This is a genomic window from Acidisarcina polymorpha (assembly GCF_003330725.1).
In the GTDB taxonomy this organism is placed as follows: Bacteria; Acidobacteriota; Terriglobia; order Terriglobales; family Acidobacteriaceae; genus Acidisarcina; species Acidisarcina polymorpha.
Map to the genome: position 1 here is coordinate 6,353,586 of NZ_CP030840.1, position 19,737 is coordinate 6,373,322.

Annotated in this window: 17 protein-coding genes; 12 read left to right on the top strand and 5 right to left on the bottom strand. The window is 57.9% G+C overall.

The window, feature by feature from the left end; translation table 11 throughout:
• Positions 1-53: 53 nt before the first annotated feature.
• The 3 genes from ACPOL_RS27040 to ACPOL_RS27050 are packed head-to-tail and all read right to left on the bottom strand — an operon-like array spanning position 54 to position 8,199.
• Positions 54-4,286 carry a translocation/assembly module TamB domain-containing protein gene (locus ACPOL_RS27040; RefSeq protein WP_114209805.1) on the bottom strand — a complete coding sequence of 1,411 codons (4,233 nt, stop codon included), beginning with the start codon at positions 4,284-4,286 and terminating at the stop codon, positions 54-56.
• Entirely contained in the window at positions 4,286-5,074 is a 789-nt protein-coding gene (locus ACPOL_RS27045) for a SurA N-terminal domain-containing protein (protein WP_114209806.1), read from the bottom strand. The genes ACPOL_RS27040 and ACPOL_RS27045 overlap by 1 nt, the downstream gene beginning before the upstream one ends.
• Positions 5,074-8,199 carry a POTRA domain-containing protein gene (locus ACPOL_RS27050; RefSeq protein ID WP_150133146.1) on the bottom strand — a complete coding sequence of 1,042 codons (3,126 nt, stop codon included), beginning with the start codon at positions 8,197-8,199 and terminating at the stop codon, positions 5,074-5,076. The genes ACPOL_RS27045 and ACPOL_RS27050 overlap by 1 nt, the downstream gene beginning before the upstream one ends.
• A 334-nt stretch (positions 8,200-8,533) precedes the next feature.
• Here ACPOL_RS27050 and ACPOL_RS27055 point away from each other — a divergent pair, with 334 nt between their 5' ends.
• The 10 genes from ACPOL_RS27055 to ACPOL_RS35095 all read left to right on the top strand — a co-directional run bounded on the left by ACPOL_RS27055 (position 8,534) and on the right by ACPOL_RS35095 (position 16,444).
• Complete coding sequence (locus ACPOL_RS27055) at positions 8,534-9,598, top strand: ThiF family adenylyltransferase (protein WP_114209808.1); 1,065 nt, start codon at positions 8,534-8,536, stop codon at positions 9,596-9,598.
• 197 nt (positions 9,599-9,795) lie between these two features.
• A complete protein-coding gene (locus ACPOL_RS27060; RefSeq protein WP_236657068.1) occupies positions 9,796-10,425 on the top strand; it encodes an RNA polymerase sigma factor in 630 nt (209 codons plus the stop codon).
• Positions 10,422-10,736, top strand: a complete 315-nt coding sequence (locus ACPOL_RS27065) for an anti-sigma factor (RefSeq protein ID WP_114209809.1) — start codon at positions 10,422-10,424, stop codon at positions 10,734-10,736. The genes ACPOL_RS27060 and ACPOL_RS27065 overlap by 4 nt, the downstream gene beginning before the upstream one ends.
• A 100-nt stretch (positions 10,737-10,836) precedes the next feature.
• The gene (locus tag ACPOL_RS27070; protein ID WP_161557586.1) at positions 10,837-11,406 is read left to right on the top strand and encodes a shikimate kinase; all 570 of its coding nucleotides are present in this window, start codon (positions 10,837-10,839) and stop codon (positions 11,404-11,406) included.
• Positions 11,407-11,409: 3 nt separating this feature from the next.
• Positions 11,410-12,495, top strand: a complete 1,086-nt coding sequence (locus ACPOL_RS27075; protein WP_114209811.1) for an AI-2E family transporter — start codon at positions 11,410-11,412, stop codon at positions 12,493-12,495.
• Positions 12,496-12,705: 210 nt separating this feature from the next.
• Entirely contained in the window at positions 12,706-13,635 is a 930-nt protein-coding gene (gene cyoE / locus ACPOL_RS27080) for a heme o synthase (RefSeq protein ID WP_114211101.1), read from the top strand.
• 10 nt (positions 13,636-13,645) lie between these two features.
• On the top strand, positions 13,646-14,692 hold the full coding sequence (locus tag ACPOL_RS27085; RefSeq protein ID WP_236657069.1) for an ABC transporter ATP-binding protein: 1,047 nt from the start codon (positions 13,646-13,648) through the stop codon (positions 14,690-14,692).
• A gap of 3 nt (positions 14,693-14,695) precedes the next feature.
• Positions 14,696-15,517: an ABC transporter permease gene (locus ACPOL_RS27090; protein WP_114209812.1), complete on the top strand. Its 822-nt coding sequence runs from the start codon at positions 14,696-14,698 to the stop codon at positions 15,515-15,517.
• A 12-nt stretch (positions 15,518-15,529) separates the two neighbouring features.
• Positions 15,530-16,084: a DUF420 domain-containing protein gene (locus tag ACPOL_RS27095; RefSeq protein ID WP_114209813.1), complete on the top strand. Its 555-nt coding sequence runs from the start codon at positions 15,530-15,532 to the stop codon at positions 16,082-16,084.
• 33 nt (positions 16,085-16,117) lie between these two features.
• On the top strand, positions 16,118-16,444 hold the full coding sequence (locus tag ACPOL_RS35095) for a hypothetical protein (protein ID WP_236657070.1): 327 nt from the start codon (positions 16,118-16,120) through the stop codon (positions 16,442-16,444).
• A 27-nt stretch (positions 16,445-16,471) separates the two neighbouring features.
• On the opposite strand, the gene ACPOL_RS27105 is transcribed toward ACPOL_RS35095, so the two are convergent.
• The gene (locus ACPOL_RS27105; protein ID WP_114209814.1) at positions 16,472-17,536 is read right to left on the bottom strand and encodes a zinc-dependent alcohol dehydrogenase; all 1,065 of its coding nucleotides are present in this window, start codon (positions 17,534-17,536) and stop codon (positions 16,472-16,474) included.
• Between the two features lie 66 nt (positions 17,537-17,602).
• On the opposite strand from ACPOL_RS27105, the gene ACPOL_RS27110 reads away from it, so the two are divergent.
• Positions 17,603-18,253: a TetR/AcrR family transcriptional regulator gene (locus tag ACPOL_RS27110; RefSeq protein ID WP_150133147.1), complete on the top strand. Its 651-nt coding sequence runs from the start codon at positions 17,603-17,605 to the stop codon at positions 18,251-18,253.
• Positions 18,237-18,719, top strand: a complete 483-nt coding sequence (locus tag ACPOL_RS27115; protein ID WP_114209816.1) for a single-stranded DNA-binding protein — start codon at positions 18,237-18,239, stop codon at positions 18,717-18,719. Before ACPOL_RS27110 ends, ACPOL_RS27115 begins: the two co-directional genes overlap by 17 nt.
• A 45-nt stretch (positions 18,720-18,764) precedes the next feature.
• On the opposite strand, the gene ACPOL_RS27120 is transcribed toward ACPOL_RS27115, so the two are convergent.
• The gene (locus ACPOL_RS27120) at positions 18,765-19,691 is read right to left on the bottom strand and encodes a hypothetical protein (RefSeq protein WP_114209817.1); all 927 of its coding nucleotides are present in this window, start codon (positions 19,689-19,691) and stop codon (positions 18,765-18,767) included.
• Between the last annotated feature and the right edge of the window lie 46 nt (positions 19,692-19,737).

Genomic DNA, 19,737 nt, shown 5'->3' on the forward strand with positions numbered 1-19,737 from the left:
TGCAGCATGGATGGCGGGAAAACAAGCGGCAACTGCAAGAGAAGGCTTTTTCTCTATCGGCGACGCTGGTGGATCTTGAGAACCAAGCTGAAGACCCCGGACTCGTCCCTCTGAGCAACGACAGAGACGTTCTGAGTCAGATAGAGCTGACCCGCAATTAACTGTTGTGCGGTCGAGTTTACATTGGTGGCATACGTGACAGTGACGTTCTTCCCAATCTTCTCCTGGACCGTGATGCGCGCGGTCGAGTTGCCTAGATTGCCGACAAAGGTGGGGTCAATCTTCACGCTGCCGGCGCCGAAGAGCTTTGAGACGCGATTGCTCACGGTGGCATTCAAGGCGCCACCCAGCAACGCGTCGGCCGTCGAGTTGACCCCCGCGGCCTGCTGTTCCTGAGAATATATCTGCTGCTCCTCCTGGGTGCGGCCGAGGGCGAGGAGCGCAAAAACGTCAGCTTCGGGGAGCGGCGGCTCCGAGCGATATGTCAGGCCGAGCTTGCTGAGCGTGCCATGCACGCCGATCTCGATGTCGTAATCTTCCACCCTCGCGGTGGCATCGAGATCGATGACCGGGTCGATGTGGATGGGATTGCTGAAGTAGATCTCTCCCCGCTGCAGTTGATAGGTAGTGCCTGCAAAGGTGGCGCTTCCATCGGTGATACTGATGTGACCGAGCAGGGACGGGTCAGCCACGGTGCCCCGGATCCGCAGATCGACATCGCCGGCCAGCTTGGCGAAAGAGTTCTGAAAGTTCAGCTCCGGTGCTGAGGTAATATGCACATCCAGCCGAACATGATTGGAAGGCGAATTGGGATCGGGCAGCGGTCCGGCGGCGGTGGCGGATTTGAGCGACGCCAGATCGAGGTTAGGACTAATCGAGAAACGGGTGACCAGCACATTACCACTTAGCAGCAGGTTCGTCTCTGTGCCTTGGAGGCGAAGGCTTGCGTTGGCCATCGAGCTGACACCTTGGGGATAGCGGATGCGAATATCTTTGCCGGTTGCAGTCAGATCTCCGTAAATGCCCTGCTGGTAGGTGATCGAACCGCCGATCTGCAATCGTCCACCTCCTGTCACGGCTGAAAGCTGCTGCACGGTGAGCCGGTCTTGATCGAAAACGAGTGTGCCGTTCATCTGGCTCAACCCATTCGGCAGATCGCCGAGCGACATGGCGACATTCGTGAATTTGACCTGTCCACCAAGATTGGGGCGCTGCAGGGTGCCGGTGGCATCAACAAAGAAGTCGACGTGGCCTGACGACGTAATATTCGGATCGAAGCTTTGCGCCAACCTCAGGTTGACGGAACCGCTGGCATGAAGATCAAGCGACCGTGACTCTTCAAAGATCGCGACCGACCCAAGTGCCTTCATGTTGGTGTCGTCGCCTAGAATTTGCAGAGGGTCGAGATGAAGCACGCCGTTGTGCAGCTGCGCGCTGACGTTCGAAGCGCTGCGCAGTGCGACTCCCCCGACGGAAACCTCGAAGGGGTCCAGATTGAAACTTCCCTCCATCAGCTTTGGCTGCTTTGCCGGTCCGCTGATCGTGGCCTGGAGCGACATCACCGAACGGCTCGAGACATCGGTCACATTGAAAAGGCGGAACAAGCGGTCCAGGTGCAGCTGATTCGCCCTCAGATAGGCCTGGGTTGGGTAATTGCCGATCAGCTCAGTTTTGCCGGTAAGCTGAAAGGCCGCCAGATCAATCCCGGAATTCGCCCGGTAATTGAGAGTCTTGCGATCCAGATTTGCATGAGCATCGAGGGACCCTCGAAATTCGTGGTCGATGAGCAGCTGCACAACGTGCAGATCGGCCTCGCCTACGAGATTCTGCACCGGCCCTGAGCCGCTGGCCTCGAAGTCGAGCATACCGCCGATCGAAAGTTTCGCCGACTGCAGCTGCGGGAGGTGAGCGAGATCAAAACCGCTGCCAGCAGCTTTGAAATGCACGGTTTTATGGCGAAGATCGTAGCCTCCATCCCCGGAGATTCGACCTCCATCCTGCAGAAATATGAGATTCGTGGCATCGAGCTCCTGACCGTTGAAACGGAGGTCGGTGTTCAGACTGCGATAGTCTTCCCCATAAATCTGGCCGCCCAGGATAGCGACATGGCCGCCGCCGTTGAAGTTGTTCAGCGATCCCCCGATCCTGGCCTGGAGCGTCAATGTCCCCGAGACCGGCGTCGTCACGCCCGCAATCTTGAGCAAGTCGGTGATGGCGGCATTCTGCATGGAGACGTTAGCGTCGATCGACGAGTCATCGTCGTAGCTGCTGTGGCGAGCGACCTGGTGGGCATGCAGCTGCCCGCTGACGTGGATTGTGGTCTGGCCGCGGAGCAGCGTGGCTTCCTGCACGGAGATGACTTCGGGAGTGTATTCAGCTTGCGTGTCGAGATGGTCCCAGTGGATGTCGGTTGTCTTGATTGGAGTTGTTTCAGAAGCTGGGGACGCCGGTAGAGGGCTCGTCCCACTGGAAACCTGTGTTGAGGCCGCCACCGCTGCTGGAGGAGCAGCTGGGCCGACATAGTCAAAGACGGTGTCGAAATTGTTTGCGGTCAGATGACCTTTCACATCGGGCTTCATGAGACTCCCGGTGACCGTCCCATGGAATTCTGCTTCCCCATGCAACTGGACTGGAATCGCCTGCACGCCAGTCTGCTTACCGTGCATTCCTGTAGTCGAGACTCCAAGATCGGCGAGAGTCTTATCGAACTCTCCCAGGTTCGTCGTGACCAGGTCCGCCTGAATGGCGGAATCGCGATTGAGAGGATAAACACCCAGCGAACCCTGCACCTGGATGTGACTGCCAGGTGTCTGCGCGAGCAGGTGGCGGATGTCGACCGCCCCACGCCGGTTATAGTAGGTCGCGTCGAGCGAACCACCGAGCGGTGCGCCATAACGGCCATCTCCTGCGGCCATGGTCACGTTGGCGGAGACCTTCAAATCGGCTGCCGTGCCGGCCCAGTCCACCGCAACCAATCCGCTGGCGGCGGTGTCGAAACCAAGATCGTGATAGCCCGGCGGGGCCGTCATCTCCATGACGCTGCGCAAACTGACTCGGTCGATCTTGGCGCGAATGATGCCGGTCATTGTGGCCGGCGGCGCGGGTAAATTCTGGACCTTCTTTGCTGCGGTAGAAACCGCCGCTTTCATCGCCGGAGCAGCCGGAGCTGGCGCCAGCCAGTTGAGCAGATGGAGCTCTCCATCCACGCTGCCGCCATCAGGCAAACGTGCCTTGAGCGAAGTCAGAGCAATCTCATCCTGGGTAAGATGGATGTTGGTTGAGCCGTTGACGCCGCTGACTCGAACCTCGGGAATACGATATTCAGCGCCGGTGATTTTAGCCTGTCCGTCGACGACGAAGGCGCTCAGGTTGCCCTTGCCCTGAATTTGCAGCCCGGCGACACCACTCAGGCCGGGCACAGCCGTCAGCGCCTCTACTTCGCGGACGTCAATGTTGCCCTTTAGCTTTAATTCGAATTGAGGATTCGCGTAGTCGTTCAGCGAACCAGATGCTTCTAGAACAGAAGCTTGCCTGGGGTTATCCCCGGTTTGTAACTTCAGCTGCGACATGACGGCATTGGTCCGGGAAAGGTCCGCGGTCAGCTCCAGTTGCGAGTGGACTGGGGGCAGCTTTGCGCGTTCCGCGCTGATGTCCGCCGCTCGCACCTTTGCCAGGTAGTGGTCAAGAGTTGGGTCGTAAGTAATGAGGACGCCAAGGTCGTTTGCTGATAATTCGAACGGAATCGCCTGCTGATTTATTCGCACAAGCCCATGAGTGACCTGCGTGTGGTCGACCGCGAGGTCGAAGAGGGTGTCGGTCACCGAACCGTGATGGCTGACGGTCTTCGGCTTCGGCTGATTGGTCGCGCCGTCTGGATAGACAATCAGGTGAAAGACCGGGGAATCCCCTTCCAGGGAATTGAGCCCGATCTTTGCCTCCCACAGGTTCCTGATCTTAGCCCGTAAAAAGAGTCGGTCAATATGCGCGTAGGGGACCTCGCCTGGAGCTTCAAGGCCATGGATCGTGAGGTTGTCGGCCTCGAATTCCAGGTGAAGAAGACGCCAGTGAAAGGCGCCAAGTTCGACTCGTCCGCCCGTCGCCTTTTCCAGCGTCGTAACGAGCCGGTTCCTCACGATGGCTTCAAAGGAGGGGGTGGTGGCATACCAGCTTGCCGCACCGACGGCCAGCGCGATCAAGGCCAAACACACGAGCATCGTCCAAAAAAGCGGCCGAGGATTTCGCGGAGAGGTCGAGGACGCCGACTGAAGATCTTGATCCGCGGACATCAGGCGCCTCCATCGTCGTCGTTGTCCGGGCTAGGATTGCTTTGGCCAAGACTCGGGTCAAGGATGATGAGGCTTCCCTGGTCGCGCAGACTCTTGAGCCAATCCTGCAGTAACAGGGTGACATGCTGCTGTAACAAGACCTCGGCGATGCGATCGGATACCGCATCGAGGGGCGGCGGTTTGTCCATTTGGGACTTGAACTGCGGCACAAAGGTCTTGTTGTAGTACTCGGCTATCTCCTGTTTCGAAATGCGAACACCGGTGCGAAAGCGGGTATCGATGAAGCTCAGGATCTGCATCCGTTGCCGCCAGCGTTCGTTCACTTCTTCCGAGGTGAGGTTATGCGCGTTCAAAAACTTTGCCCATCCTGCATCTGTCTGGCATTGATACTGGATACAGACCGGGATCTGCTTCTTGAGCGCATCGAGGTCTTTCTCGACTTCCTCGTTGCTGACCTCCTTCACCATTCCCTGACTCTGCATCTGCTGCAGAATCAGGACGCGGTTGATAAGCCGCTCTGCGACTCGCCGCTCGAAGCCCTTGCCGGCGGGGACGCTTAACGGCTGCAGCGCAGCCATGTCTTCTTCACTTTGCAGATCGCTCTGGAGCAGCACATCGCCGTTGACCACGGCGATGACGCGATCGAGCACAACCGGCGTGGAATTCAGTCCCTGTTGTGGAGGAGAGGGATTGGCAACGGACTGGGCCTCCACGCACAACAAGGCGCTGGTTATTGTGAACCAGACCGAGACGGCGGCGGCACGCAGATAACGTTGGCGAAGTACCATCAGAAGCTCTGCCCAATGCTGAAAAAGAAGTTGAAATAGCCCGAATTGCTATGGTAAGGCGGCGTGGAAACCGCTGTCGACGAGGACGCCGCATAGGTGATGAACACCGGATAATACGATGGATCCAGATTCACAGCGAGATCGAAACGGATTGGCCCGATCGGCGTACGGTAGCGAAGACCTAGGCCTACCGCATGAGAGAAATAGTTGAAGCTGCACTTACCGCTGGTCAGCGTACCGCTCTCAACCGGGGGCGTGGAGGTGTCCTTGCACGTCGCCACATCGGGTTGATGAAACCGGAGGAAGCTGGGGCCGATATCGGAGGTTTGGTTGAAGACATTTCCCATATCGTGGAATAGAACAAAGCCGAGATTGTTGCCGACAAACGGCAAAGTTGGATTTGGAAGCCGCAGCTCGAGACTGTTGACAAAGACTCCATAGCCGCCGATGGGGAAACCGGTCTCCTCGTCGCGCGGGCCAGCCTGATTGATGCCAAAGCCGCGTTGGGACTGAGCACCGCCGGCATAGAGCCTCTCGGGAAGCGGGATAGTCAGAAACGATGGAGATCCGAAGCTCTCCTCCGTACCAAAACGAGTGCTCCGGGCGATCACCCATTTGCGCTTCCCGACCGTGTAGTAAGTGGAATTGGTCATGTCAAGGCGGTTGAAGTTGGCTTGCGACCCAAAGCTGGAGTCGGCAAGAAAATCCTGGATCGTGGTGTAGGTGCCGCGATGAGCGTCGAGGGTATTGTCGCGAGTATCTCGGATCCAGGTGATGCCCGGTCCCCCGACACGCACCGGCTGCGAGTAGAGCGGCACCAGGTTCGGGGCCACTTGTACGCTCGCGACCTTCACCCGCCGGTAACTGAATTCGTAGATGAGGGTGTTGCGGCGGTCGGGTCGTTCCGTAACCCGGACGGAGCCTTCCAGCCGAGAAGAGGAATAGGTGGTCACATCCTGGGAGTTGATGTATCCGCCGGAGAGGGATCCGTCAAACTTCTGCAATCCGAACAGATGAGGAAACTGGTAGATCAGCGTGGCGCGCTGTTCAAGCGTACCGTATGCGGTGCGGAGGGTGGCCGATTGGTTCGTGCCGCGGACATTGGTTCGAGTCACTTCAAAAAGCACCGCGGGGCTGACTCCGGTGTTGCCGTTGGTGCCGCAGTGATAAGTGGCCGGATTGATTCCCAATATGATCAACGTCTGATAACTAAGGCATGTATTGGTCGGATTACCGGTCTGCACTTCGAAGCCAAAGCCGTAATTGAAGTCCCACCGTTTCGCCTCGGTAAGCTGCAGTAGGACATTCTTGCGCAATTCGTCGCCGTTCGGATTCTGGACCGCGGTATTTACTTCGTTGAACAAGGCGAGGTCGTAGAGTCGACGCTGAGTGTTCAGCAGCGCGGTTTGGTTCAACGGGTCGCCCGGATGGACGCTTACCAACTGATCGACGGTCTTTGGACGAGTGTGTTCAAGTCCCGAAACCAGGACCTGTCTTACAAAGATCTCGTCGCCTTCGGTGATGTTGAAAGTCACATTAACCAGCTGCTTGTCCGCAGGGTCGTCCTGTTGAACCACGCTGACCTGTGCCTGTCCGAAGCCGTGATCGAGGTAGTAGCCAAGAACTGCGTCCCGATCTCCGGCGACGTTTTCTGCTGAATACGGCTGCCCTCCCTGAGTATTGAGCAGCGGGGTGAGTGTTGAAAGCGGCACCTTACTCGCGCCGGTGATTTCGAATCTTCCGATCTTTTGCTGAACGCCTTCATCAATCAGGTACTTAACGGCGATAGACCCGACCTTTGCGCTTTTTCCCGGGGCCTCTTCGTCGCTCGAGGTGATTTCCGGCGATACCGTGATGTTGCTGAAGCCATTGCTTTGATAGAGAGCTTTGATGGCTCCCACATCGGTATTGACCAGGGCTTGGCTGTAAAGGCCCGTGTGCTGGAAGATGTCTGCCTTCTGGACGCTCAGTCGCTCCAAGATGGTTTCGGAGCTGAAGTACTTATTGCCCACGATCGAGACATTCACCACGCGATGCCTTAATCCGCGATCCACGGTATACACAATGTCAGCCCGGTCGGCAGTGTGGACCTGGTTCTGATGGTTGATCTTCACGTCAAAATATCCAGCACGCTGGTAGTAGTCGCGGAGGTTACGGTCGCCTTCGTTCAATAGATCTTCGTCGACTGCACCCTCCTCATACACGGGAATCAGCCGCTTGATGATGGTCTTGCTGAGCTTCGCGCCGTCGACTACGACGCTGACGATTGGCCCTCGGTCCACGCCGAAGGAATAATTGACGTGGTTTGATGGCGGCTGGTATGCCTTCGACTGGAGGTCGACATTGGACGCCAGGCGCTGCTGCTTCTGGTAAACCTTCCTGAGGCCGCTCAATGCGCGGTCGCTGGTATCCCGAGTCACTTTGCTGTTGAGCTTGAGTTTGGCTTTCTTGCGAAACTCTTCGATTGACATGCCGCTGTTGCCGTCGACATGAACATCCCCGACACGGGCGCTCTTGCCCAGCCCTACGATGTAAGTGATGTTCATCTGCGAGTTGGGCTGATCGGCCTGGGTCTGTACCGTGACGGTGGGTTGGAAGTACCCATTCTGCTCGAGGAACTGCTTGATGAGTTCCTCGCCGCGGTCCAGTTTGGTCTGGGAATAAGTGGTGCCCGGATCCAGTTTTGTCGCCCTCTGGAGCTGCGAGGTAAGCCGGTCATCCTTGACACCGCGAACACTGACCGTGCCGATGAAAACTCGCGGCTCGCCGGTAAAAATAATCGTCACCTCATTACCGGAGCGTGTGCCTTCGACGACGATCGTATCGTAGAGGCCGGTGGCATACAGGCGGCGGAGACTGTCGCGCAGTTTGTCGCTGACCAGCGCCATGCCGGGCTGCAGCGCCAAGCCCGCTGGCAATGGGTCGAGCGTGGTCGTCCCCACTCCGCGGAATTGAATGGCTGCGATTTTCAAGCCTTCCCAGGCCCGCAAGCCCGGAACCTGAGCCTTCGGCGCCAGCGTCGCGGAACTCGCAGTAAGAGGAGTCGAGGCCTGCCCGGCAGCGGGGCTTTGGCTCGAGGTCGTCGATGGCCGGTTCGCCGAACCTGTACTGGATCCCGTACCCATGGGCGTCGTCTGGGCTGACGCCGAAAGGATAAGGAATTGGCTAAGGAAGAGGACTACCGCCCATCGAGCGCTCTCTTTCCGCGCATTTCGCAAGCATCGCCAACTCTTTTGTCCCGATTTCCTTGAGAAAGACAATCAATCCCTCGTGCTCATTCTGAATGCTGTGTTCGAAGGAACCCAGGGCAAATCTTCAGACTGCTCAGATACGACACTGCGCCCACCCGGCAGACCCCCGAGGGCGCGCTTGTCACGCACGAAAGACGATCGACTGCGCTTCAATTTGGACAATTCCTCGTGAAGACCTCAGGCACTCTTATACTAACTAGTGGACACCATGCCGTCATTGAATAGCTGCGGGGTCAGTCAGCCGGACCACGCTGGTAATCCGTTGGACGAGCGCTACTCGCGCCAGGTCCTGTTTTCCGGGATTGGACCGGCAGGGCAGCACAAGCTCGCCGCGTCACACGTCGCAATCGCCGGCTGCGGGGCGACCGGCGCCGCAGCCGCAAGCCTGCTTGCCCGCGCCGGAGTCGGCACTTTAACTCTCATCGACCGCGACTATGTCGAGGAGAGCAATCTGCAACGCCAGGTGCTCTTCGACGAGGATGACGCACAGTCGGCCCTGCCTAAAGCCGAGGCAGCACGGCGCAAGATTGCTTTATTTAATCGTGCAGTAAGGGTGAAGGCGGAGGTCGCCGATCTCGTTCCCCGCAATATTCACCAGCTTCTCAGCGGCGCTGACGTCATTCTCGATGGAACCGATAATTTCGAGACCCGCTACCTGATCAACGATTATTCGATCGAAATGCAGCGGCCATGGATCTACGCTGCTGCCGTCGGCGCCTATGGGGCGACGATGAACATTTTGCCCGGCGAGACTGCCTGTCTCGCCTGCATCTTCCCTCATCCGCCCTCAGGGCCGGTCGATACCTGCGATACCGCGGGTATTCTCAACACAGCGGTCAATCTTACCGCGTCGATCCAGGTGACCGAAGCGCTGAAGTTGCTGGCTGGCGCACGCGACGCCATGCGACGATCGTTCCTGGCGGTCGATCTATGGACGAACGATCGCTCCGAGATATCGACAGCCGCACCCCGGACAGGTTGCGAGGTCTGCGGCAAACGGGACTTCACCTATCTCCGCGGCGACGGCCGCCCTCATATCACCCTCTGCGGACGAAACTCCGTGCAAATTCATGAGCACAACCGGCCCGTGGATCTTGCTGCCATGCAGCTCCGTCTGGAGCCGCATGGGACTGTTCGACGAAATGAGATGTTGCTCCGCTTTCAGCGTGGAGAACACACGATCACGCTTTTCACCGACGGCCGGGCGCTGATTCAGGGCACGACGGATACGGCCGTGGCCAGATCCCTGTATGCTCGGTTCATCGGCTCCTAGGGGTGGACTGCGGGGTGGAATGCCGCTAACTCATTTCTGGAAGCAACTTTTCCCGGCATTGTAGCTTCATACGTGGGAATACAGACGCAACAGGTACAAAGAAGGTCTCTCCCGATATGGCTAAGATCCTCTGCCTCAATCCCACACCCGTTGGAGTACGAGAAAATGGCGTTTTTGATAAAGCGGAGGAAGCACGGATGAGCGCCTCTCAGACGGAACCAAAGCCGGCCAACCAGCACATGCGTCGCAATCCTCCGATTGCAGGCGAAGCAGAAGCCATTCAGGCCGCCCAGTCCGGCGACGCAAAATCCTTTGAATTTCTGTATGCCCTTCACAAGCGGCGCGTCTATTCGCTGTGTCTCCGCATGTTGAGCAATGTGGCAGAGGCGGAAGACCTAACCCAGGAAGCATTTCTGCAGCTGTATCGGAAGATTGGCACATTCCGGGGTGATTCAGCCTTTTCAACCTGGCTTCATCGTCTGGCGGTCAACGTCGTGCTGATGCACCTTAGGAAGAAGGGCCTTCCACAAGTCTCCCTCGAGGAGACGCTGGAACCCTCCCAGGAAGATGGACCACGGCGCGATATTGGCGCGCGCGACCTGACGCTGTCGGGGTCGATCGATCGCGTCACCCTGGAGCGGGCGGTGGAAAACCTGCCTCCGGGATACCGTTTGGTCTTTGTGCTTCACGATGTCGAAGGCTATGAGCATAATGAGATCGCGGGGATGCTGGATTGCTCCATCGGCAACAGCAAATCCCAACTGCATAAGGCAAGAATGAAGCTGCGCGACCTCCTGCACTCCGGACAACGCAAGGAAGTAGCATGATGATCCAGATGCGGGAGCGCGAAGAAGGGTCGGCACTTGCCGCCCGGAATGGCCGAGGCATGACCTGCGAAGAGTTTCAGGACCAGATGAAGGATTTAATCGGCGATGATATCCGCGATCACGAGCACTTGAAGACTTGTGACCGCTGCACCGCCCTTCTAGAAGAGCTGGAATACATCGTCGACATCGCCAAGGGTCTGCTGCCTTCCTATGAACCCAGCGACAAGGTATGGCAGAAGATCACAGGCTCTCTGCATCAAGAAGAGGAATCCGGTGCGGGTGATTTCAAGCCGCAACCTCCAAAGAATTAGCGCTCCTTGCTAAGAAGCAGGCGATATCTGTCCCGCGTACGCGTCCGGTTGAGTTCGCTGTCGTTATAATGCAACCCAGCGAATGGAGCCGGAACGCCTTATGCCGAGAGAGATCTTTCGTATTGTCCTCGTAGGGTTTATGGGCGCGGGGAAATCGACGGCGGGCCCTCTTCTGGCTGAGCGGCTGGGGTGGGAGTTCATGGACGCTGACCAATGTCTCGCCCGCAGAACCGGACAGACGATCGCAGAACTCTTTGAAGGTCAGGGCGAGGCCGGCTTCAGGGAGATGGAAGCGACGATCATTGCCGAGCTTCACGAACGACAGGAAGTCGTACTTGCACTCGGAGGAGGCGCCATCGAAACCGACTCGACGCGTCGCTTGTTATCGGAGTCGACTGGCACTTGCGTAGTTTTCCTGAACGCGCCACTCGCTGTCTTGATCGAGCGGTGCGAAAGCCAGCCGGGTGCCGCAGTTCGGCCCATCTTACAACAGCGTGAAACGTTGAGCGAGCGATTCCATTCCCGTCTTCAACACTATGAACGCGCCCACGTGACAATCGACACCCACGGACTCTCTCCTGAAACGGTAGCTGATCGGATCATGGACCGGCTACGTGACGGTCCGTTTCATTTGTCCTCCCTTGCTGGTCACTCCTCCGGAAAGCGATAGCCTTTGACCTCGACCGCTCCTGACAAAGCACCCGCCGTCCGCCACTCTGCGCGTGCCGACATCACGTTTACATTCGCCCTCGCAATCGGCCTCTACCTGGCATGGTTGGTGCGCAATGTACTCCTGATTGTCTATGTGAGCGCCCTTTTTGCTGTGGTGTTGCTGCCGGTGGTTAACGGCATTCGCCGGGTTCGTCTCGGGCAGTGGCATCCCAACCGGGTGATCGCCATCCTGGTGCTTTTTCTAATTGTGGGCGGGGCTGCTGCTCTCTTCTTCACATTTGCCGTTCCTCCGGTGGTAAGCGATTTGCGGCAGTTCGCCGGAGAATTACCCACCCGCGGACCGCAACTTCTACTTCGCGCTCAACAACTTCCTTTCATCAGGCACGTGGATTTGAGCGCCCTGAACGCCAAGATTCAAGACGTCGCCTCGAACTCCGCGAGTTATCTGCTGGTATCGCTCACCAACTGGGCTAGCAAAATATTCGACCTGTTGACCGGAGTCATCCTCACCGTCTACTTCATGCTCGAGGGCGAACATGCTTACGAATGGTTTCTTTCGTTCGTTCCCCTCGATCAGCGCGATCGGCTGAACCGTACCCTGCAGCGGGCTGAGGTCAGAATGGGAAAATGGCTGCTCGGCCAGGGGCTGCTCATGCTGATCCTGGGCGTAACCAGCACCGTGGTCTTCGTCCTGCTGAAGATTCGCTACGCCTATGCGTTAGGCGTGCTCATGGGGATTTTCAACATCATTCCCATCGTGGGAGCTCTGATTACCGTATCGCTGGCTCTGGTTGTCGCAGCGATCGACTCCTGGGGGCGGGTGCTTGGCGTGTTGATCTTCTACATGATCTATGCCCAACTGGAGAATTCATTGTTGACGCCGCGTATCATGAAATCGAGTGTTGATTTGGCCGGACTGGCGGTCTTGATCGCATTACTGCTGGGCGCCGCCTTAGCTGGCGTCACGGGAGCCTTGGTCTCTGTGCCGACCGCTGTTTTGGTTGCCGTACTTCTCGAGGAGTACTTCGTCAAGACCAAGGATCCCGTCCCTGAAACCGCCCCACAGAGCCCGTTTCCAAAGGCTTAGCCGCCCGAGAGTCGGTTCGCGCGCTGTCAACAGCACGGCCGCAGAAGCTGGATGAAGTTGTTATCATCGAGAGGTGAGATCCCACCCCCACCTAAAAAAGTCGACCGCTTGCACGACTTTGCGCCCGAGGATGATCGCCCAGTGACGCCCGTGGCCTCATCAAGCCCGGCTCCAGCCTTTGCGGATGAGACGACCCCTTCGACTCTTCCGATGGCCCAGGCGACGACTGCCGACCATAGCGACGTAGCCTCCAGGCTTGCGGATTATCGAGAATTGTTCAAGGTGCGGGTGACTACGATGGTCGTCATCACGGCGTGGGCAGGGTTCTACCTTGGATCGATGCGGTCGGGGATCAGTAGTGTTCAACCAGGCCTGATCGAGACCCTGGTGGGCATTGGACTAGTATCAGCCGGATCGAGCGCGTTGAACCAAGCCCTGGAGCGGAAGTCGGATGCAAAGATGATTCGCACCTCCGACCGCCCCCTGCCTTCAGGAAGGATCAATCTGGCTCACGGCATCCTGCTGGGGCTCTTAGCCATTGCCATCGGCGCGGTGTGGCTTACCTTGCGAGCGAACCTGCTCACCGGCACGTTGACGCTGCTCACCGCCTTCAGCTACGTCGCGATCTATACGCCGTTGAAGCGCTACACCCCTTTGGCAACATTCATCGGCGCATTCCCCGGCGCGATGCCTCCGCTGATTGGCTGGGTCGCCGCGCGTGGGATGATCGAGTGGCCGGCGGTGGCTCTGTTTGCAATTCTTTTTGTTTGGCAGTTCCCGCATTTCATGGCGATCGCCTGGCTCTACCGAGAGGATTATGGAAGAGCGGGCATCAAAATGCTTCCAGTCGTTCAACCCGACGGCTGGTCGACCGTGCTCGAAGCATTGGTCTACGCGGTGCTTTTGATTCCGGTCAGCTTGCTTCCGGTGTATCTGCATATTGCCGGGCACCTTTACGGCGCGGCCGCATTGTTGCTGGGTATTTTTTATCTGATCTACACTATCCGTTTCGCTCGCATCACCAAGGCGCAAACTGTGCTCGAATCAAGAAGGTACGCGCGCGACTTGCTCAAGGTCAGCGTGATTTATCTTCCGCTTCTGCTCACCGCGATGATGCTCAACGCTATAGGAAAATTTTGACAGGACAGCAATGATGGCAACCGTCAGTGAGTCTCCGGCAAGTCCACCTTCCACCCGCTTCCAACGCGGCGCCTTTGCACCGATTGTGCTCGATAGATTGACTCACAGTTACGGCGACCGCCGGGCGCTGGATGATCTCAGCTTCGAGGTGAAGGCCGGAGAGATTTTCGGGCTCCTCGGTCCGAACGGCAGCGGCAAGACGACCTTGTTTCGCATCCTGTCGACGCTGATGACGCCGACCGGCGGCCGTGCCAGCATCCAGGGCTTTGATGTGGCGCGGGAGCCGAACAAAGTCCGGCAGCAGATCGGCATTGTCTTCCAGGCCCGCAGCCTCGACATGAAGCTGACAGTGGCCGAGAACCTGAAACACCAGGGCAATCTCTATGGCTTGCAAGGCGCTCTTTTGAGAACACGCATCCACGATGTGCTCGGCAGGGTCGGACTGCTCGACCGCGCGCATGATTTCGCCGAAACGCTATCCGGAGGGATGCAGCGTCGAGTCGAACTGGCGAAGGGGTTGATTCATTCCCCATCCATTCTGCTACTGGACGAGCCCTCGACTGGGCTCGATCCGGGCGCGCGACGCGACCTCTGGCAGTACCTTGAGACGCTGCGCGATGAGGAAGAAGTAGCCATTCTGGTGACCACTCATCTCATGGAAGAGGCAGAGCATTGCGACCGTCTGGCAATTCTGAACGACGGCCATCTGGTGGCTCTGGGATCGCCATTTGAGTTGAAATCGCAGATTGGCGGCGATGTGGTCCTCTTCGAGACCAGATCTCCGGAGGCAGCGGAGACGTTGTCCTTGCGATTAGCGCAACGCTTCACCGCAGAAGCAGCCGTTCTTGGCAGTTCGGTCCGTCTGGAACATAACCAGGGTCACCGGTTCGTGACCTCCGTCGTCGAGGCATTCCCGGGGATGGTTGAAGCAGTCACTGTCTCCAAACCAAGCCTCGAAGATGTATTCATTCGACGAACCGGCCACCGCTTCTGGACTGATGTCGCCGCTGGAGATCTCGCGCCGGTGCAGAGTTCCCGCGCCGGAAAGGGGCATTAAGTTATGGCGACCATGACCGCGACCGCACCTCGACTTGCGAACACCGCGAAGCCCGGCGTTTGGCTACCCGCCTATTCGCTCTGGCAGCGCGAGATTGTTCGTTTTTATCGGCAAAAAGCCCGCGTTGTGGGCGTGATCGCCTCCCCATTGATCTTCTGGCTGGTGCTTGGCTCAGGCTTTGCCCATAGCTTCCAATCGGGAAGCAGCTCCGGGCACTACCTCGGCTACTTCTTTCCTGGTTCGGTCGCGATGATCGTGCTTTTTACGGCGATCTTCAGCATGATGTCTCTGATCCAGGACCGCAATGAGGGATTTCTGCTATCCGTGCTGGCCGCACCGGTCAGGCGTTCGGCGATCGTTCTAGGCAAGGTCCTCGGCGGCGCAAGCCTGGCAGCGATTCAGGGAATTGTCTTTCTGGTCTTCGCTCCCTTTGTCGGCGTTCATCCCACCTTTGCCTCGGTTGGCGTGGCTATTCTGGTCATCGTGATGATCAGCTTTGAGCTGACCGCCCTGGGCTTTGCGGTCGCGTGGCCGATGGATTCAACTCAGGCTTTCCATGCGATCGTGAACATCATCCTGCTGCCGCTGTGGATGCTCTCTGGCGCGCTCTTCCCCGCCAGTGGAGCCTCGGGATGGCTGCGCCTCTGTATGCGCCTCAATCCCCTCAGCTATGGCGTGGACGCATTGCGGAATGCGCTTTTCCCGACCGCCGCCACCGATTTTTCTTTGACCACCAACCTTGCCGTCACGCTTGGCTTCTGCCTGTTGACGTTCGCCGCTTCCTGGGCGATCGTGAACCGGCGGACCCACCAACCGGCAGCCTGAGGAAGCACCACCATGCAAGCCGCTCGAGCAAACACTCCTACGACGAACACCACGACGGCGCCCGTAGCCGTAATCCTTGCCGTCAGCGCCGTTGCCACGCTCTTTCTGTTCTGGCTGATCTACGTGCATCCGGCAGCCGACGCCAACGGAACTCAATTCACTTTTCTACCGAACCTGAATGCCCTGCTGAACGGTCTCAGCGCGGTCGCCCTGCTGGTTGGCTTCTATTTCATTAAGCATCGCCGGATTGCCGCCCACCGCGCCAGCATGATGACTGCATTTGTCTTTTCATCGCTGTTCCTCGTCTCTTACATCGTGAACCACGCGCTGCATGGCGACCAGAGATACCCGGTTCATGACACCGTCTACCACATCTACATACCGCTGCTGATCAGCCATATCGTGCTTGCCGTCGTCGCCCTTCCCGTCGTGTTGATTACGTTCTACCTTTCGCTGAGCGGTAGAATTCCCGCGCACCGCCGTGTAGCAAGGTATACCTTTCCGCTGTGGCTCTACGTCTCGGTGACTGGAGTGATCGTGCGGCTGATGCTGGTTGCGGCAAGGTAAGCGAAATTAGAAAGAGAAGGTCAGCGAAAAACCTTGGCTCCTGCAACCCAACCCGTGCCGATCAAACCGCCAGTGAACGCCCGGAGAGAGGCTGACGCGCTGGCGCAGAAGCCGGCGAGGCTCACGCCAACTTCTGCGGACGACGGCACCCACCAGCTGCTGAAGTGGGGCGGATCAACGTTGGCCGTCGGCATACTATGTGCCTTGCTGACGAGGACGGTTTTCGGGGGCATTGGTCCCCAGGGGCCGCACACCAACAGCGGCTGGATGGCTCTCATCGTGACCATGATGTGCCTGCCGTTCGGCTTCCTGCTGTTTCTGCTGGGAGCGTTGAAGTGGCTGCGCAACCGACGACGCTAAACCACGTACATTCGAAAAGGATCTCGATCACGGCTTGACGACCGTCATGTTCAATCCTTTCCCGGCACTTGCGTCATCGATAGCTTCTTCAATCTGATCGAGCCTGAAGGATTTGATCTTGATCTTCGAGAGGTCCAGCGTTCCGGCCAGGACCATCTGCAGCAGATCCCCCGGAGCTTCGCGGGGATACATGAAGTTGCCCCGCAGCGTTAGTTCGTTGAACATGATCTGCGAGTAAGGAATCGGCAGGGTCGCCTGCACCCCGCCCATAAAGACAGCCGTTCCGCCACGCCGCAGAGCTCCGATCGCCGCCATGATCGGAGTGGGATCCGGCGCCGCTCCCGTCATGTCGAAGTAGGTGTCGATCGGTCCCCCCGCCGCCTTAATCCGCGCCGTCAGGGCCTCTACATCGCCGCCCTCCAGCGCAACTGCGACCACACGTCTGGAGTCAAGCGCCTCCAGCTCGGCCAAGCCTTTGCTGTCGCGGCCCAGAGCAATGACCCTGCTCGCGCCCATGGCCAGCGCTACCATCACTGCGCCAGCACCAATGTTTCCGGTCGCCCCTCCGATCATGATCGTCTTTCCAGCTCGCAAACCGGTTTTTAAAAGGCCTCCGTATGGAATCGCAAGCCGGGTCAGCGCGGCCAGCCGCTCCGCACCAAGGCTCTTGGCTTCATCGAAAACCGTGAGTGTCTCTGCCGGGACGAGCGCTCGTTCCGCGAAGGTGCCGTCATGCCACAGATCGAACATTCTGCCTGAGACGGCGGAGAGACCCGTGAGACCGATCAGAATGTCGTCATATTCGCCCCCATTCGTCCGTGACCCTACATATGGATCCATGAACACCAGCTGGCCCGGTTTGAAGTCGAAGACGTCGTCGGCAACTTCGACTACCTCACCAATACCGGCATTGCCGGGGATGAAGGGCAGAGGCATAGAGTATCCCAGCTTGCCAGTGACCACCTGACGCATATAGGAAAGCACGGGCGCGCTCTTCACCTGGACGATGGCGCCACCAGCGCGGAGTCGAGGTTCAGGAACATCTTTCACAAGCAAAGGCTTATTGGTCGCTTGGAGGTAGACTGCTTTCATGATGGCGCCCTCCGGTGGCGCGCTGATTATTCGAGACGATACGTATCGTCTAAGTTGCACGGAGGATTGTTAATTTTGATAACGCACGGCAGGCAGCGAAGTCAGCGCTCCGAAACCCTCATTCTCAGGGCGGTTGGCAGACTGCTCGCAAAAGATGGGTATGCAGCGCTCTCGATCGAAGGTGTCGCCAGGGAGGCAGGCGTCGGAAAAGCCACCATTTACCGCTGGTGGTCAGGAAAGGCCCACCTTGTGCTCGATTATTACTGCGCCGCTCCAAGTCCAGTACCGACTCCGGACAGCGGCGCGCTTGAGCCGGATTTAAATACCTTCCTCAACGACACCTTCAAAGCGCTGACTTCGACACATGCGGGAGCTACGATGGCTTCCTTAATGGCAGAGAGCCAGACCAATCCGGAGTTTGGGGCGGAGCTTCGGGAAAGATTCATCTCGACCAGGCGTGAGGCTCTGCGATCGATCCTTCAAGCTGGACAGAAGCGACGCGAGATCGCTGCCGACACTGACCTCGACGTCACGATCGACCTCCTCTACGGAGCCATGTGGTACCGGCTCCTCAATCGTCATGCTCCACTCGATGCCAGATTTGCCACTCGCCTCATCCGGCAGATTCTTGGTGGCATTCGCGGCAGCGATGCCGCGCCGCTTTCTGCTATCCTCTCCTTTAACCGAAAAGAGAGTCAGCATGGCGAAGAGCGTTAATAAAGTAATTCTGTTAGGCAACGTAGGCAAGGACCCGGAGTTCAAAATGCTGCCCAGCGGTCAGGGAGTAGCAAACTTCTCAATCGCTACAGCCGAGCGTTTCAAGGACAAGGGCGGCGAATGGCAGGAGCGTACCGAATGGCATAATCTGGTCGCCTATGCGCGATTGGCCGAGATCATCCGCGACTATGTCAAAAAAGGCACAAAGCTTTACGTGGAGGGGCGGCTTACGACTCGCTCCTGGGACGACAAGGAAAGCGGCAAGAAAGTTTATCGTACCGAAGTGGTGATGAGCGAACTCTCGCTTCTCTCCGGGCGCGGCGAGGGCGATGGGGGAAGCGGCGGCAACTACTCCCGCTCCAGCAGTTCAGCTGCAAGCAGCAGTTCGTTCGACCAGCGGCCGTCAGGCTCGCCCGACGATTACGCCCACTCAACCGAGATCACCGACGACGACATCCCGTTCTAGCGCCGGAAAGCACCGTTGAAGTCAGTTACCACAAAGACTTCCCTGCTACTTGAAAGCCAGACCGTCCGGAGAGTTTGAACGATCATCTCCCCCAAGGCTGGCTGCGGCGCCTGTTTGGATGACAGGGGGGCCGCCATGTATCTGGACCTGGTTGAGCATAACCTCTGCCCCCTGCAGGTCCAGGTTGGAAGGAACCTGACGGAAGTCCGACCGCACTTCGTCCTGATCCTTGCCAATATTTTTAAGTAGGATGACATGCCCGCTGATATGTACGTTCAACACTCGCGTCTTCCAATTGCCAGTGGTCACTTCAAGGCGCTCCATATCGAAAGTGCCGCCTTTATCGAGACGGCCGAGGAGGCCATAGCCAAAGTCAACGTTCGCTATAAGCTGGCCCTGAAGGCGGCGTAGTCGCTTCTCGCGCAGATCGATCCACAGAGTGCCCGCCATTCCATGAAAGACCCGCGCTTCGTAGGTTGGAGGACGGAAACTAGGATTCGGCTGGTATTTGAGCCTGATCTCCCCACCCTCGATCCCATCGTATCGATATAGAAATCCATCCGGGAGCAGGCCGATGATTCGCGCTATCCGGTCTTCGTCGCCCTGGTAATCACGCTGAAGCTTCTGTTGCTGGCCCGTATCATGAAGCAAATTCTGTAGCCGCCGCGATTCTTCCCGCTGCTCTTCATCGGTCAATGGATGTCCATCTTGCTCCAGCATCCGATTGACGCGCCCACCCCGGGTTTCCACCTCGGCTTTCACCAAGGTTTGCTGTCCGATTCGCTTGCAATCCAGGTATTCAAAGAAAGCATGATGCTGGTGGTCGCTCAGCTCATTGAAGACGACATCCTTGATCAGCTGTTCTGGAGGCATCAGTTGCTCGGGACTTGGCGAGGGGTCAGCCGCGAGCGCAGCTGGGACTCCACAAGTCAAGGCGATCGCTGCGAGTGTCAGGATACCGCGCATTGGCATCGTCTACTCCAACTCTCCAGAATTGAGACCACTGCAAGGAGAGTGC